This window comes from Alcanivorax sp. (assembly GCF_002733835.1).
In the GTDB taxonomy this organism is placed as follows: Bacteria; Pseudomonadota; Gammaproteobacteria; order Pseudomonadales; family Alcanivoracaceae; genus Alcanivorax.
Genome location: NZ_NVWY01000032.1, coordinates 19,221 through 32,741, shown reverse-complemented (window position 1 = coordinate 32,741; position 13,521 = coordinate 19,221). Strand labels below are relative to the sequence as shown.

General features: G+C 57.4%; 17 protein-coding genes and 1 tRNA gene. 9 read left to right on the top strand and 9 right to left on the bottom strand.

All coding sequences use genetic code 11. The annotated features are described in order from the left end of the window. Positions 1–23: 23 nt before the first annotated feature. Entirely contained in the window at positions 24–353 is a 330-nt protein-coding gene (locus COA55_RS12200) for a type II toxin-antitoxin system RelE/ParE family toxin (protein ID WP_290502397.1), read from the top strand. Further along, entirely contained in the window at positions 350–655 is a 306-nt protein-coding gene (locus COA55_RS12195; RefSeq protein WP_290502396.1) for an addiction module antidote protein, read from the top strand. Before COA55_RS12200 ends, COA55_RS12195 begins: the two co-directional genes overlap by 4 nt. A 772-nt stretch (positions 656–1,427) precedes the next feature. Here COA55_RS12195 and COA55_RS12190 read toward each other — a convergent pair. Continuing rightward, positions 1,428–1,504, bottom strand: a tRNA-Pro gene (locus COA55_RS12190). Positions 1,505–1,658: 154 nt separating this feature from the next. Here COA55_RS12190 and COA55_RS12185 point away from each other — a divergent pair. After that, positions 1,659–2,825 (top strand): class I SAM-dependent methyltransferase, encoded by a 1,167-nt coding sequence (locus COA55_RS12185; protein WP_290502395.1) that lies wholly within the window; start codon positions 1,659–1,661, stop codon positions 2,823–2,825. Between the two features lie 6 nt (positions 2,826–2,831). Here COA55_RS12185 and mtnC read toward each other — a convergent pair whose 3' ends face one another. The 5 genes from mtnC to COA55_RS12160 all read right to left on the bottom strand — a co-directional run bounded on the left by mtnC (position 2,832) and on the right by COA55_RS12160 (position 6,317). Next, on the bottom strand, positions 2,832–3,512 hold the full coding sequence (gene mtnC, locus COA55_RS12180) for an acireductone synthase (protein WP_290502394.1): 681 nt from the start codon (positions 3,510–3,512) through the stop codon (positions 2,832–2,834). 66 nt (positions 3,513–3,578) lie between these two features. Continuing rightward, entirely contained in the window at positions 3,579–4,124 is a 546-nt protein-coding gene (locus COA55_RS12175) for a cupin domain-containing protein (RefSeq protein WP_290502393.1), read from the bottom strand. A 61-nt stretch (positions 4,125–4,185) separates the two neighbouring features. Continuing rightward, complete coding sequence (locus COA55_RS12170; RefSeq protein WP_290502392.1) at positions 4,186–4,821, bottom strand: methylthioribulose 1-phosphate dehydratase; 636 nt, start codon at positions 4,819–4,821, stop codon at positions 4,186–4,188. Then, positions 4,814–5,875, bottom strand: a complete 1,062-nt coding sequence (gene mtnA, locus COA55_RS12165) for an S-methyl-5-thioribose-1-phosphate isomerase (protein ID WP_290502391.1) — start codon at positions 5,873–5,875, stop codon at positions 4,814–4,816. The genes COA55_RS12170 and mtnA overlap by 8 nt, the downstream gene beginning before the upstream one ends. Further along, entirely contained in the window at positions 5,853–6,317 is a 465-nt protein-coding gene (locus tag COA55_RS12160) for a PGPGW domain-containing protein (RefSeq protein ID WP_290502390.1), read from the bottom strand. Before COA55_RS12160 ends, mtnA begins: the two co-directional genes overlap by 23 nt. Positions 6,318–6,547: 230 nt before the next feature. Here COA55_RS12160 and COA55_RS12155 point away from each other — a divergent pair, with 230 nt between their 5' ends. Beyond that, positions 6,548–7,039, top strand: a complete 492-nt coding sequence (locus COA55_RS12155; protein WP_290502389.1) for a DUF2489 domain-containing protein — start codon at positions 6,548–6,550, stop codon at positions 7,037–7,039. Here COA55_RS12155 and COA55_RS12150 read toward each other — a convergent pair. Continuing rightward, complete coding sequence (locus COA55_RS12150; RefSeq protein ID WP_290502388.1) at positions 6,976–7,740, bottom strand: DUF3108 domain-containing protein; 765 nt, start codon at positions 7,738–7,740, stop codon at positions 6,976–6,978. The genes COA55_RS12155 and COA55_RS12150 overlap by 64 nt on opposite strands. A 185-nt stretch (positions 7,741–7,925) precedes the next feature. Between COA55_RS12150 and COA55_RS12145 the strand changes: the two genes are divergently transcribed. Both COA55_RS12145 and COA55_RS12140 read left to right on the top strand, forming a co-directional pair. Then, positions 7,926–8,603 (top strand): hypothetical protein, encoded by a 678-nt coding sequence (locus tag COA55_RS12145; protein ID WP_290502387.1) that lies wholly within the window; start codon positions 7,926–7,928, stop codon positions 8,601–8,603. Continuing rightward, positions 8,596–8,988, top strand: a complete 393-nt coding sequence (locus tag COA55_RS12140) for a PilZ domain-containing protein (protein ID WP_290502386.1) — start codon at positions 8,596–8,598, stop codon at positions 8,986–8,988. Before COA55_RS12145 ends, COA55_RS12140 begins: the two co-directional genes overlap by 8 nt. A 104-nt stretch (positions 8,989–9,092) precedes the next feature. Here the strand turns inward: COA55_RS12140 and COA55_RS12135 are convergent, their stop codons facing one another. After that, positions 9,093–9,719, bottom strand: a complete 627-nt coding sequence (locus COA55_RS12135; RefSeq protein WP_063518598.1) for a hypothetical protein — start codon at positions 9,717–9,719, stop codon at positions 9,093–9,095. 327 nt (positions 9,720–10,046) lie between these two features. On the opposite strand from COA55_RS12135, the gene COA55_RS12130 reads away from it, so the two are divergent. From COA55_RS12130 to thrH, 3 genes are all read left to right on the top strand, one after another. Then, positions 10,047–10,967, top strand: a complete 921-nt coding sequence (locus tag COA55_RS12130; protein ID WP_290502441.1) for a 5'-nucleotidase — start codon at positions 10,047–10,049, stop codon at positions 10,965–10,967. Between the two features lie 170 nt (positions 10,968–11,137). Further along, a complete protein-coding gene (gene cysB / locus COA55_RS12125) occupies positions 11,138–12,112 on the top strand; it encodes an HTH-type transcriptional regulator CysB (RefSeq protein ID WP_290502385.1) in 975 nt (324 codons plus the stop codon). Between the two features lie 186 nt (positions 12,113–12,298). Further along, positions 12,299–12,916, top strand: coding sequence for a bifunctional phosphoserine phosphatase/homoserine phosphotransferase ThrH (thrH, locus tag COA55_RS12120; RefSeq protein WP_290502384.1), 618 nt, complete (start codon positions 12,299–12,301; stop codon positions 12,914–12,916). A 139-nt stretch (positions 12,917–13,055) separates the two neighbouring features. Here the strand turns inward: thrH and COA55_RS12115 are convergent, their stop codons facing one another. Further along, positions 13,056–13,517 (bottom strand): transposase, encoded by a 462-nt coding sequence (locus COA55_RS12115; RefSeq protein ID WP_290502383.1) that lies wholly within the window; start codon positions 13,515–13,517, stop codon positions 13,056–13,058. Positions 13,518–13,521: the final 4 nt, after the last annotated feature.

Below are 13,521 nucleotides of genomic sequence, written 5' to 3'. Positions count from 1 at the left end.
GCATATAAGCTACAATGCCCGGTATGATGGAAGTTACTCATTATCTGACCAGTGACGGTCACGACCCTTTCCAGTCCTGGCTGAATGCCTTGAAGCGCAAGGACCGGCAGGCTGCGATGAGGGTGCTGACCCGGCTCAACCGTTTGGCACTGGGAAACCCCGGCGATTGCAAGTCTGTTGGTGGGGGTGTGATGGAGCTTCGTATCAATTACGGCCCTGGCTATCGAGTTTACTACGCTCAGGTTGGCAATCGGTTGGTGATGCTGTTAACCGGTGGCAGCAAGAAAGGCCAGCAGGCAGACATTGATCAAGCCAAGGCTTTACTGGCGGATTATCAGGAGAGGAAACCATGAAACAGCATGATGATGCGGTGATTGAGATGCTGCGGGAAGATCCCTCCATGGCGGTGGACTACCTGCGGACCGCCTTTGATGAACTGGATGAACTGGGTGGTGAGTCGGCTTTTCTGCTGGCCCTCCGTCATGTAGTGGAGGCGCAAGGTGGTATGGCTGTGGTGGCAGAACGGGCGAAGGTATCCCGTGAGAGCCTCTATCGTGCGCTGTCGCCAAAGGGGAATCCGACGCTGAAAACCATGACGGCGGTGATCCGCGCGGCGGGTATTCAGTTCCATGACCTGACCCATTCACCTACCTGACCAAGCTTCAGTTAGGCGCTTTATACGTTTCCCCGTACCCCATCTGGAAATCAGTAAGGTGCGCGCCAAATTAGTTCCATCCCTCTCTGTAATCATTCAGCAACACCCCCTGAGACCAGTGAGACCAGTGGCATCTGTGCTAGTGGTCTCAGCCTGTTCCATGCTAACCAACTGATTTTATTGCCCTGTTCTTCTACTGAGACCGGTGAGACCACTGAGACCAGTGGTATTGGCCTCACACGGATTCTGTACGGGTAGGGGGTAGTGTGAAAGTCCCAAGGCCCGTCAGCGGACACCGCCCCCTCAATGCTTTTCTTGCGCCTGAGGAATTGAAAAGAGATTCACCACTGGGGTGGTCGGGCTGGGCTTCGTTAGTACCTGGTTAACGCCCTCAATCTTGAGGTGGTTGCTGGCGGATCTGTCTGGCTGTTTCTGAGCTGGCATACGGTGGCGCTGATCTCACGGCGCATGCAGATGGATGGGTTGCTAGGGGGTTATACCTATAGGCCCCAGTGAGGGGGTAAACACAGTTTGGGTCCTTCCCCGGATCTGGGTCATACGGGGGCGCTGACCGCGCGGCGCACGCAGATGATTAAATCCCTTAGGGGGTTGTGGTTGTAGGTGGTAAACACTGACCCTTTGGGCAGTGTGTCTGGTTGGGATGATTCAGGGGGATTTGTTGCACGTTGGACCCTATTTGGACCCTAGAGACAGAAACAGAAAAGGCCGCTTTCGCGGCCTCTTCGTAAGCCCTTGTTTATAGGGCCTTTTTTGGTCGGAGTAGCAGGATTCGAACCTGCGACCCCTACGTCCCGAACGTAGTACTCTACCAAGCTGAGCTATACTCCGATGGCTGCGCATTCTAGCAGCCAATTCAGAAAATGCCATACCTAAATGCGGCGGGGACGCGTGGTTGCGCAGTTTCTGGCCAATCCTGCAATCAGCGGGCAAAATGCGTGCCCGCAGGTATTTCACCCATGTATTTCTCGATGAAAGGACCCGAATGACAGCTTTCCTTCACCCCTGGGGCCAGCTTGCATTGCAGCGCTGGCCGCGCCGGCGCAATGAGACCTTACAGGCCTGGGATAATGCGGATCGGTACCTGCTCAATACGTTGGCAGAACGCGGCCTGCCTGTATCGCAAGCGGATGAAGCCGCAAAGGCCGGCGCTAAAACCCTGGTGCTGAATGATCAGCAGGGCGCACTGGCATTGGCGTTACAGCAAGCGGCCACGGCGGGTAGCGCAGCGGTGGAAAGCAGTGGTGATTCCTTTATGGCTCAGGCTGCCACCCTGGCCAATGGCGAGGATAACAGCCTGCAGGGAGTCCGGTTTCTGTGGCCTTTTGACGCGCCGGGCCAGACTCCAGATCAAGTGATTATGCGTGTCCCCAAGTCGGTTGCGCTGCTGGAGTGGCAGCTGCACTGGCTGAGCCAACATCTTCCGCAGGGTGTCCCCGTGTGGTTGGCAGGCATGGACAAGCACTTGCCCCGGCAGTTGGTGTCATTGCTGCAACGTTATCTGGGTAACGGTCGTGCCGAGTACGGCTGGAAGAAAGCCCGTTTGTTCAGTGCACAGACCCCGGGGCAGGTTCTGGCTGACACCGGCTACCCCAGCAAGGTGAAAGCAGGGGACTGGCAATTAACCGTGCATGCTGGCGTGTTCGCCCAGCAGCAGCTGGATATTGGTGCGCGATTTTTCCTGGATCATCTGCCGCAGTCGTTGCCGGCGGGTTCACGGGTGGTGGATCTGGGGTGCGGCAATGGGGTGATCGGTCTGGCTGCATTACAGGCCAGCCCCGGCGTCGAGATGACGTTTTGTGATGAATCCTGGCAGGCACTGGAAAGCGCCCGTGACAATGTGTCGCGCTACTTTCCCGATAGGCAGTGCCGCTTTCACCATGGTGATGGTCTGGTGGGGTTGGAGAATGATTTCGACTGCATTCTGTTGAATCCGCCTTTTCATGACGGCCATGTGGTTGGTGATCATGTGGCCCGGCGGCTGTTTAATCAGGCGGCACGAGCCCTGGCGCCGGGCGGCGAATTACGGGTTATTGGTAATCGCCATCTGGGCTACCACAAGGTGCTTTCCCGTCGATTCGGGTCGGTGACGGTATTGGCCAGCAACGCCAAGTTTGTGGTGTGGCGTTGCCAGCAACCGTCATCTCGGTAGTAACCCCTAGTCAGGGAAATTGATGTGGTTGAAATCACTGACCACCGGGTGTCGGCTTTCCAGCCCGGCCTGTTCACGGTCCAGCAGGCAGGTGTGAAAGCCTGCTTCAGCCGCGGCATCCAGCTCTGCTTCGATATCAGATAAAAACAACAAGGTGTTGGCAGGATGGCCAATGGCCTGCTGGATCTTCCGATAACTGTCTGCGGCCTGTTTGGGCCCGGTGGTGGTATCGAAATAGCCGGATAGCAAGCCGGTGAGATCGCCGGCATCGCTGTACCCGAAGAACAGTTTTTGGGCGGCGATGGAGCCGGAGGAATACACATACAAGGGCAGCCCGCTGTCGTGCCACTTTTTCAGGGCCGGGGCGGTGTCCGGGTACAGGTGGGCGGTGTAATCACCATTTTCATAGCCCGCCTTCCAGATCATGCCTTGCAGGGCCTTTAGCGGTGTGGCTTTACGGTCTTGCTCAATCCACTGGCGGAACAGGGCACTGGCTTGCTCCGGGTTACCCAGGGATTCGCCGGCCTCGACTTCGGCGGCCTGAATTTGTTCCTGTACCGATGGATCGTCCCAGTGGGCCTGGAGAAAGGCGGGGAACTGCTTGGCGGCATAGGGAAACAGCACGTCTTTCACAAACGCAATACTACTGGTGGTGCCTTCGATGTCAGTGATGATGGCGTTGATCATGAATGTCGAGCCCTGCTGTGTGAGCGTGCCTGCACGCTAGGATTTGGCTGTATATCGGTGGTTACGTCAGCCCAGCCGGTTGAAGCGCTGGGCAATGTCGCTGCCAGTAAAGTTGGCCACCCAGCCGTCCGGGTTATTGAACAGGCGAATGGCCACAAAACGGGGGGCGGGGCCCATATCGAACCAGTGCGGCGTATTGGCGGGGACGCTGATTAGGTCACCTTTGGTGCACAGCACTTCGTAGACCTTGCCATTGATATGCAAGGTGAACAGCCCCTGGCCTTCCACGAAAAAGCGCACTTCATCTTCGCTGTGCCGGTGTTCTTCCAGAAACTTTTGCCGGAAGGCGGCTTTGTCGGGGTGGTCCGGAACCATGCTGACCACATCCACCGTCTGGTAGCCTTCATCGGCGATTAGTCGGTCGATGTCTGCCTGATACGCTTGAATCACTTCATCCTGCTGGGGGCTTTCGGATAACGGCTGGTTGGCTTGCCATTGTTCGTAGCGTACCCCGGCACTGGCCAGCACCCGCGCCATGGCCGCCTTGTCGGTGTGATGTTGTTCCAGCACGTCGGGTGCCTGGTCGGAAAAGACTTTCAGTTCGCTGTGCATGGCGACACCTCTTTATCAGTTCTCTCTTTGCGCGTTCTGTCTTGTCGTCTTGCCGGGTGCGTCAGCATCCTCGCAGGCGACGGCACTCCAGCTCAATGGCCAGCAGGGTTTCCAGTGCTTCCAGTTGACGGTAGCAGGCCGGCAGGTCCTGCGCCCAGGTGTACAGGCCATGACCTCGAATCAGATAGGCATGGCTGATATGACCGGCGCGCATTTCCTTGTCCACCTGGGCGGCAAGGGCGGCGATATCCTGGGTGTTCTCAAAGACGGGAATGGTCAGCCGGCTGTCATGGGTAGTAATGCCTTCCAGGGCCTTGAGCAGCTCATAGCCTTCCAGCGTAATGCTGTTGGCGGGCCAGTGCATGGTCAGCACCGTGGTGGCGTGGCTGTGGGTATGCAGCACCGCCTGAATGTTGGCATCAAAACGGTAAAGCTGGGTATGCAACAGGGTTTCGGCCGAGGGTTTACCGGCGGAAGCCGGCTGACCCTCCATGTCTACGACCATGATGTCGGTTTCACGGAGCAGGCCCTTGTCCTTGCCGGATTGCGTCACCGCAGCAAAGTCCGCATTCAGGCGCTGGGAGTAATTACTGCTAGTGGCCGGGGACCAGCCATTGGCATAAATGCGTTGCCCGGTGGCGGCCAGGGCGCGGGCGGCGTCACGGAATGCGCTGGTGGAATAGGGGCGATCAGTCATGGCGGCGATCCTTTGCCTGGCTTAGGTGGGCCTTGAGCTTTTCCGTATTCGGGTGATGGATAACACCCTGTTCGGTGACGATGGCGGTGATCAGCGCAGCGGGGGTGACATCGAAAGCGGGGTTGTACACCGGGCAGTTATCCGGGGCCACCGGTTTGCCTTGAATGGCGCGCACTTCGTTGCCATCGCGCTGTTCAATCATAATGTGGCTACCATCGGGCAGGGCAGGGTCCAGTGTGGAAACGGGGGCAGCAACGATGAAAGGAATCTGGTGGTGCTGCGCCAGTACGGCCAGGTTATAGGTGCCGATCTTGTTGGCGGTATCACCGTTGGCGGTGATCCGGTCGGCACCGACGATAACCGCCTGCACTTTTCCTTGTTGCATAAGTTGGCCTGCGCAGCTATCGGCAACCAGCGTCACGGGAATGCCGTCATTGAGCAGTTCCCAGCTGGTCAGGCGGCTGCCTTGCAACCAGGGTCGGGTTTCGCCGGCATAGACGCCGGAGAGCTGCTGACGGGCCCAGGCGCTACGAATGATGCCCAAGGCGGTGCCATGCCCGCCGGTGGCCAGGGCGCCGGTGTTGCAGTGGGTGTAAACGGTGGCGCCATCAGGGAGCAGGTCGGCCCCAAATTCGCCCATGGCCTGGTTAGCGGCCAGGTCTTCGCGGTGAATGCTCTCTGCGTCGTCCGTTAACGCCTGGCACAAGGCGTTGCCCTGAAGATCGCCGGCCACACGTTGCAATCGTTCCAGTGCCCAGAACAGGTTGACGGCTGTCGGGCGGCTGGCTGCCAGGCAGGCAATGGCATTCTGTAGCGAGGCGAGGGTAGCGCTCTCGCCGAGCCGTTGGGCTTCCAGCGCCAGCCCGTAGGCGGCGGTGATTCCGATGGCCGGGGCGCCACGCACGACCATATCGCGAATGGCGTCTGCCGCTTGCTGGCTGTCGAGAATATCCAGCCACAGGGTTTCCGTTGGCAGGTGGCGTTGATCCAGTAACTGCAGGCGATCGCCGTGCCAGCGAATGGCGGCGCTATTAACCATGGGGGTAATGGCCATGGGGGGACTCCTTGAATGCGTCCGGGTGTTCCAGTGGGCGGCGATGGTATCGGGCCCTGATCCAGTTTGCGGCCCGGAAGACCCCGGGGCGGCGCATAATAGCGCGTTCCAAACGGTACTTCCCCGGAAAAGTGCTGGTCATGATAGCGATTAAAACGGTCAGCAGGCCCTGGCCGGGAAGGATAAGCATGAGGATGCCGGCGACCAGTAATACCGTTGCGACCAGATTGCGCAACAGCCACACCAGCCAGGCAACCATTCCCCGGTTTTGGTGCGGCGAATAGGACTGGGTAAAATAGTTTTCCGGTATTCGCACGAGGAACCAGGGCAAGGCCACCAGTGAGGCCACGGCCATGATTACCCCGGTGATGGTCAGGGCTGGCAACCAGGGTTCCAGTTGTTGGGCCAGTGGCGCGAGCCACCCGGGCAGGTCAGCGTTCAATCGGCCTCCGGAGAATAGTGTGAACGTACGCTCAGTGGAACGTACAATGGCGCGATGACAGGCAATTTTCAATCATGGTTACGTGGATATGATGCGTTATTCATGAAGCAAATTTGTCATTTCCGTGTTGAGCATCAGCAGTGGTAACTGCCGACTTGGCGCCAAGATAAATAATCGATGAAGGCGTGTGCCCCTGGAGGGTTCGATCACGTCTTCCGGGAGAATTCGATATGGCCATGGCCGGGCAGGTAGTACTGGCAATCGTTATCGGACTGTTGATTGGCGCCGTGCTCGGTTTGCTGGTTTGGAAAGTCTGGATGGCGCGCCACCGCAAAGCCCTGATACTGGCGGAGGAGGGCCGCAGTGCCGCGAAGTACACGCAGATACTCGATAGCCTTGAGGTGCTCTGCCGTGCGGTTGATCAGAAGCAAGTCGAACTGAGTGAGGCGGCCATTCGTATCAGCGCCTTGCTGGATAGCCTGCCGGCGGATATTGCTCCGAAAGTGGATGTAGCGGCAATCCATCAATTTGCAGAGACATGCCAGCAGTTCGACCGGGGAGAGAATCGTGACGGACTGACCGCCCGGGCCCGTCATAATCAGGACAATTACCGGTGGCAGCTGGAGGAAGAACAGGCCGCTGTTGTCGGTGATGCGGTTCAGCGGCTGGTAACGGTGTTGCCGTCCTGGCGTTCGGTGCTGCTCTCGGGTGTATCCAGATAGCGGAAGTCGGTCAGTTCGATGCGGCCGCGAATGAACGGGTTTTCCCGGTGGTCCATGCGCACCATGAAGTAATCCAGTTCGCGGGCGGCCCAGAATTCGGAATGGCGGCCGCGTTCTGCATAATCCCGCTCAAGCCCCGTTGCCTGCCAGGTCCCTGCAGGCGTTTCCAGTGCTTCCGTGCCCAGTGATTGATAGTGGTAGTCGGTCATCCCATCAGGCTCGGCAACGGCGTAACTGAATGCGGTATCGCCGTTTGCCATATGGCAGCGTGCAACCATGGCTACGCTGAGTGCATCCAGGGTGTTCGCTGCCAGTGCATAGGTGGCCTTGCTGCCCAGTGCTTGTTCCGCGTCCCAGTCGAAGCGGATTTCGCCGCCTCGCTGCATCCCGAAGCCTGTGCTGGCATGTTGATAGTGATAGGGGGTGGCTTCGCAGTTATGCCAGTCGAAATGGGCGCTTTCTTCGTGGCTGAACAGCCGGTTGCGGGCGGTGAAATGCAGCCGATACCCGGGCTCGGCTTTTTCCAGGCGAATAGAGGCGCTTAGACCCACAGGAATGCCATTGACCACTACCCGGTAAGTGCCCTCAGCGGGCCGCAGTTCGGCGGGAAAAGGTTCCTGAGCGGCCAATGGCTGGCACGCCATAAAAGCCAGGCAGTACAGCAGCCGTCCCGGCGAGAATATTCCAGTATGATTCGCCACTTTCCCTGGGTTCCTGCTTTGTTGGGGAGGTGAAACAGCCATGCGCCTTTCCGTGTTTTCCTGGCAAATTACGGTGAGCCAGGAAACATAACTGTGCTCGTGATTGCTGACAGTTGTGTTTCAGGTCCAAGCACAAAGGCGTATTCAGGCGCCCCCGACGTTTTTGTTAATACGGTCTCTCAAGTATGGATGAAAATACCCTGCACGTCGCCTTTCCCGCCCCGGCGCCACTGCGCGATGCCCTTGATGCGTATCTGAACCAATGTGAGAGGGAGCCGGGAGCCTCCCATGTTGCGGAGCTGGAGCTACTGGTCACCGAGTTTGTTGATGTTGTGTTAACCGTTTACTTCAAGGGGCCCATCGAAGCCGCAAATACACAGGGCGCGGCGGCCCGTCTGATTTTGGGGGCAATGAGGGTGATTAACCGGGCTGCCGACAGCCTGGTCGGACGGCTGATTCGCAATACCACGGTAGCAGAACAGCAAGCGTTGGCCGGCTATTTCCGGAGCCTGAGAAAGACCTTAAAAGGCAGGGTTTACGCGGCGTACCCGTTGGATCCGGCTGTGGCGGAAAAAGCGTCCATGGTGTTTCTTGAGTATCAGCAAGGCGACGGGCAGATAGAGGCATTATTGGGTGTCATGCAGGCGATCAATGAGGGCGCAGTGGTAAACTTTATGGATAATTCCGTTTCCTGTCTGCAGCTGGGCAGGGTAAACCGTGCCCTTGTGTCCGCTGCTCGTGTTACAATATGTAAAGCTGCAGCCACGGCAACACACAAAGGCCTGACAGCCATGGATACCAACGCCAGGAAGGCGGTGGTCAATTACTTCGACAACATGCTTATACGGTTCGATGATGGATAGCAGGGAAACGCGCGGCGCAAACCGCCGCAAGCTGGCACGAATCAACACGCAAATGCGTATCGACATCTATCGCCACCGGCTGTTTGGCGGGTGGCGCTTCATGGCCCGGGCCAAGGCGCTTGATTATAACCGCTACGGTATCGGCCTGACCTCCCCAATCAAGTTCAGTAATGGCAGCATTCTGCAGCTTGATCTTTATTCGCCTGGCATGATCCTGCGACGGGTTTCTGCTGAAGTGGTAAGTTGCCAGCGGGCAGGGCAGGCCTACCGAATCGGGTTGCGGACCTATTCAAATCTGCGCGAACTGGTCGGTGACACCGATCAACATCAGATTCGCTATCTGGCGGGGATGGAGCCATTGCTCGGAACGCCGGGCACCAGGTGAAATCTGTGTCCGGATGCGGTGAGGTTCGGAAGGTACCGATTTCCTGGCTGTGAACAGCCATAAAAAAAACCGCCATGAAGGCGGTTTTTTTATGGAGCCCAGAATCAAGACGCGTCAGGCGCCTTTTTAGCTGGTGCTTTCTTCGCCGCCGCCTTTTTAGCGGGAGCCTTCTTTGCTGCTGCTTTCTTGGCGGTAGCTTTCTTCTTGGCCGGTGCCTTCTTGGTAGCGGCTTTTTTAGCGGGCGCTTTCTTGGCTGCGGCCTTTTTCTTGGCCGGGGCTTTTTTGCTCGCCGCTTTCTTTGGCGCTACCTTGCGCTCGATTTCCTTGGCGCGCTTTTCCAGGTCCTTTTCGTACTGGCCGATCACGCGTGCCAGGCTGTGGGCCTGCTTGGCGGTGGCCTTAAGAACCTTGACCTCGGTTTCCAGAATGCGCTTGCGGGCTTCGGAATCATCCACCTGTTTGCGGGTTTCGTCTGCCGTTTTGCGGGCGCGGTCAAGCTGACGTTTTACGGTGCTGGTGGCCTTTTCACGGTATTCGGCCTGGAGCTTTTCCAGCTTGGCGAAATATTCGCGCTGGCGCTTCAGTTGCTGGTTGAGGCTGTCTCGCACTTTATCCAGTTGCTTTTCCAACTGTGCGATCTGCTTCTCACGTTCCTTGTCGAAGCGCTCAGCCAGCTTGCGAATCTGAGCCTGAAGTTCCTCGACGGTATCTTTCACCTTGCTAGCAGCCATGGATGACTCCCTTTCCCCTACGGATTATTTCGTTAATGGCCAACGGGCTCGGGATGAGCGCTGGCCCAGATCAACGCACTTGCCGTTGCAACTTTATGCCACATATGAACGTTGAACAACCATTGATCAATTATGAGATGCCGGACGTGCCGGGCAAGTAGGGGAGGGACGGGGCAGCTCCCCCCTCGGTTCGCTACCACCTTTTATCTGGCGCGTGGTTTTCTGTCAGGTGTTGAGCGCCAATCATCCCGCGTATCAGCATGGCGTTGCGGTTTTAGCAGTGGGGCTGGATACTGAGCATCATCAACCATGATCGAGACGGGAATTATGCCGGTAACTTTCGATGGCAAGTTAGTCATCGCGATCAGCTCACGGGCCTTGTTCAATCTTTCCGACAGTCACCGGGTTTATCTGGAAGAGGGGCTGGAAGCCTTTCAGGACTACCAGGTTCAGCACGAGGATGATTTGCTGGAACCGGGGGATGCTTTTCCGCTGGTGCAGAAGCTTCTGGCGATTAACGATCTTGAGCAGGGCAAAGGACGAGTCGAAGTCATTCTTCTGTCGCGCAACAGCTCGGATACCGGGCTGCGGGTGTTTAACTCCATAGACCATTATGGGCTGCCTATTACACGTGCGGCGTTTGCCAGTGGTGAGAGCCCACACCGCTATGTATCAGCGTTTGGCGCGCACCTGTTTTTATCCACGGACCCGGGGGATGTGCAGCAGGTGCTGGAGGCGGGCTATGCGGCGGCGACGATCCTGTCCGGTGGCCAGTGTCAGCGACCGGATGGCATCTTGCGCATTGCTTTTGATGGTGATGCGGTGTTGTTTTCCGATGAGTCGGAACAGATTTTCCAGAACGATGGCCTCGAGGCATTCACCGAGAATGAGCGCCAGTCCGCCAGGCAGCCGTTGGATGGCGGCCCTTTCAAGCCGTTTCTGGCGGCGTTGCATCAGTTGCAGAACAGCTTCCCGGTGGCGGATTGTCCAATCCGTACCGCCCTGGTGACCGCACGGGGGGCTCCTGCCCACGAGCGAGTGGTGCGTACCCTGCGGGACTGGGACATTCGCCTGGACGAAAGCCTGTTTCTGGGCGGGTTATCCAAAGGAGAGTTCCTGCGTGCCTTTGGGGCGGATGTGTTCTTCGATGATCAACAGGGTCATTGTGAGTCTGCAGCCGAGCATGTGGCAGCCGGCCATGTCCCCCATGGCATTTCTAATAAAAAGAAAGACTCGACACCGGTTTGAGCAAAGTTGCATGTTTGGTGTAACAATGGCTTGTCGCTGAAAAGGGCGCTTTCCTTTGTGCCGTCACTTCACCGAATTCACGGCGCAGCACCAGGCGCGGTGATCTATGCGTTGAATGAATAATCGATTATATTCTTATAACCGATTACGGCTTCAATGCGGAGGCAGGAATGAAACTGCAGCAATTACGCTACATCTGGGAAGTGGCCCGCCACGACCTGAATGTGTCAGCCACCGCAGCGGCGCTCTATACCTCGCAGCCGGGCATCAGCAAACAGATCCGCATGCTCGAAGACGAGCTGGGGGTAGAGGTTTTTGCTCGTAGCGGCAAGCACCTTACCCATATCACCCCAGCCGGGCAGGCTATCCTGCAGATTGCCGGTGAAATCCTGCAGCAAACCGAATCCATTCGCCGCGTCTCCCAGGAGTTCCGGGATGAATCCCGTGGCGAACTCAGTATTGCGACCACCCATACCCAGGCGCGCTATGCCTTGCCGCCGGTGATCCACCAGTTCACTGGGCTTTTTCCGGATGTGTCACTGCATATGCACCAGGGCACGCCCATGCAGATCTCCGAGATGGCAGCCAACGGCAGTGTGGATTTTGCTATTGCCACCGAGGCTCTGGATCTGTTTTCCGATCTGATCATGATGCCCTGTTACCGCTGGAACCGGACCGTGGTGGTACCGGAAGGGCATCCGCTCACCGGCGTAAACCCGCTGACGCTGGAAGCGCTGGCTGAATACCCCATCGTTACCTATGTATTCGGGTTCACCGGGCGCAGCAAACTGGATGATGCCTTCGTGGACAAAGGTCTGGACCCGAAAGTGGTATTCACCGCGGCAGATGCCGATGTGATAAAAACCTATGTCCGCCTGGGCATGGGCGTGGGAATCATCGCCCACATGGCGGTGGATGCAGTGGAAGACAAGGGCCTGGTGGCGCTGGATGCCAGCCACCTGTTCGAATCCAGCACCACGCGCATTGGCTTTCGCAAAGGCACCTTCCTGCGCGGCTTCATGTATGACTTTCTGGAGGCCTTTGCCCCTCACCTCACCCGTGAACGAGTAGATGCAGCCATCAAGGCAGCCAACCGGGAAGAGCGGGAGGCCTTGTTCGAAGGCATTGAGCTACCCATCCGCTAGCAGGCCGTTACTGTAGGAGCTTGCTTGCAAGCGAACCCTTGCACCGTTCGCCTGCAAGCAGCCTCCTACACAAAATTATCCGTAAGCATTTTGCTGCAAACGCCCCCGCCTAATGGCTCACCCGTTGCAAAGCCCCCGGGGCGCCGCTACATTGTGCGCGCCTTATCAACCCAAAGGGGAAACACCGTGGAATTGTTGTGCCTGGACCTGGAAGGGGTGCTGATCCCTGAAATCTGGATCAACTTCGCTGAAAAAACCGGCATCGATGAACTGCGTGCCACCACCCGGGATATTCCGGACTACGACGAGCTCATGCGCATGCGCCTGAAAATCCTGGATGAGCATGGCTACGGCCTGCCCGACATTCAGGCGGTCATCGATACCCTGGACCCGATGGACGGAGCCAAGGAATTCGTAGAGTGGGCCCGTGAGAACTTCCAGCTGATCATTCTTTCCGACACGTTCTACGAGTTCGCCAAGCCGCTGATGAAGAAGCTGGGATGGCCGACCCTGTTCTGTCATCGCCTGGAAGTGGACGAGAAAGGTCGGATCACCGACTACAAACTGCGCCAGAAAGACCCGAAGCGGGCCTCGGTTATTGCGTTCCACAGCCTGAACTACCGGGTCATTTCCGCCGGTGATTCCTATAACGACACCACCATGCTGGGTGAAGCCGAGCAGGGCATCCTGTTCCATGCCCCAGACAACGTGATCGCCGAGTTTCCGCAGTTCCCGGCGGTGCACAGCTACGCTGACCTCAAGAAAGAGATCATCAAAGCCAGCGAGCGCGATATTCCGCTGTAGCCAGCACCCTGTAGGAGCGCTCTGTGTCCCACGGGTATGCTTGCAAGCGAACATCGGCCTTGATCTGCCAACCCGGTTCGCCTGCAAGCAGCCTCCTACAGAATGGCATAATGTAGGAGCGTGCTTGCACGCGAGCCTGCTACATCCAAATACAATCCCAATGCGGATAATCACGAACACTGCGACATAGCCCGACCCTTAACGGATTAGCCACGATATAGCGGGCTGCCTGAATCAGGCTGTCTTCATCCCGCATGGCATGATCATGGAAACCCGCCTGCCAGACCTGAACCACTGTGCCTGGTTGTCGCCGGATTTCTCGTGTCGTCTGAGACTTAACTCGCTGTACGACCCTGGATAACGTTTCTTCTGCTTCAAGCTGAAACAGCCAATGAAGATGGTCGGGCATCACCACAAACGCATAGGTCGTCGAGAAGCCCCGCCTGTCGCTATCGCGGATGGCTTTGATGGCACTCCGTCCGTGCAGAAAATCAGCAAATACAGGGTGGCGACACGCTGTTACGGCAGTAATCATATACACATTGCCAGCAGCGCTATAACGGCCATGTCGCAATGCTTTGCCTTGATAGTAAGGTTTCATGGTG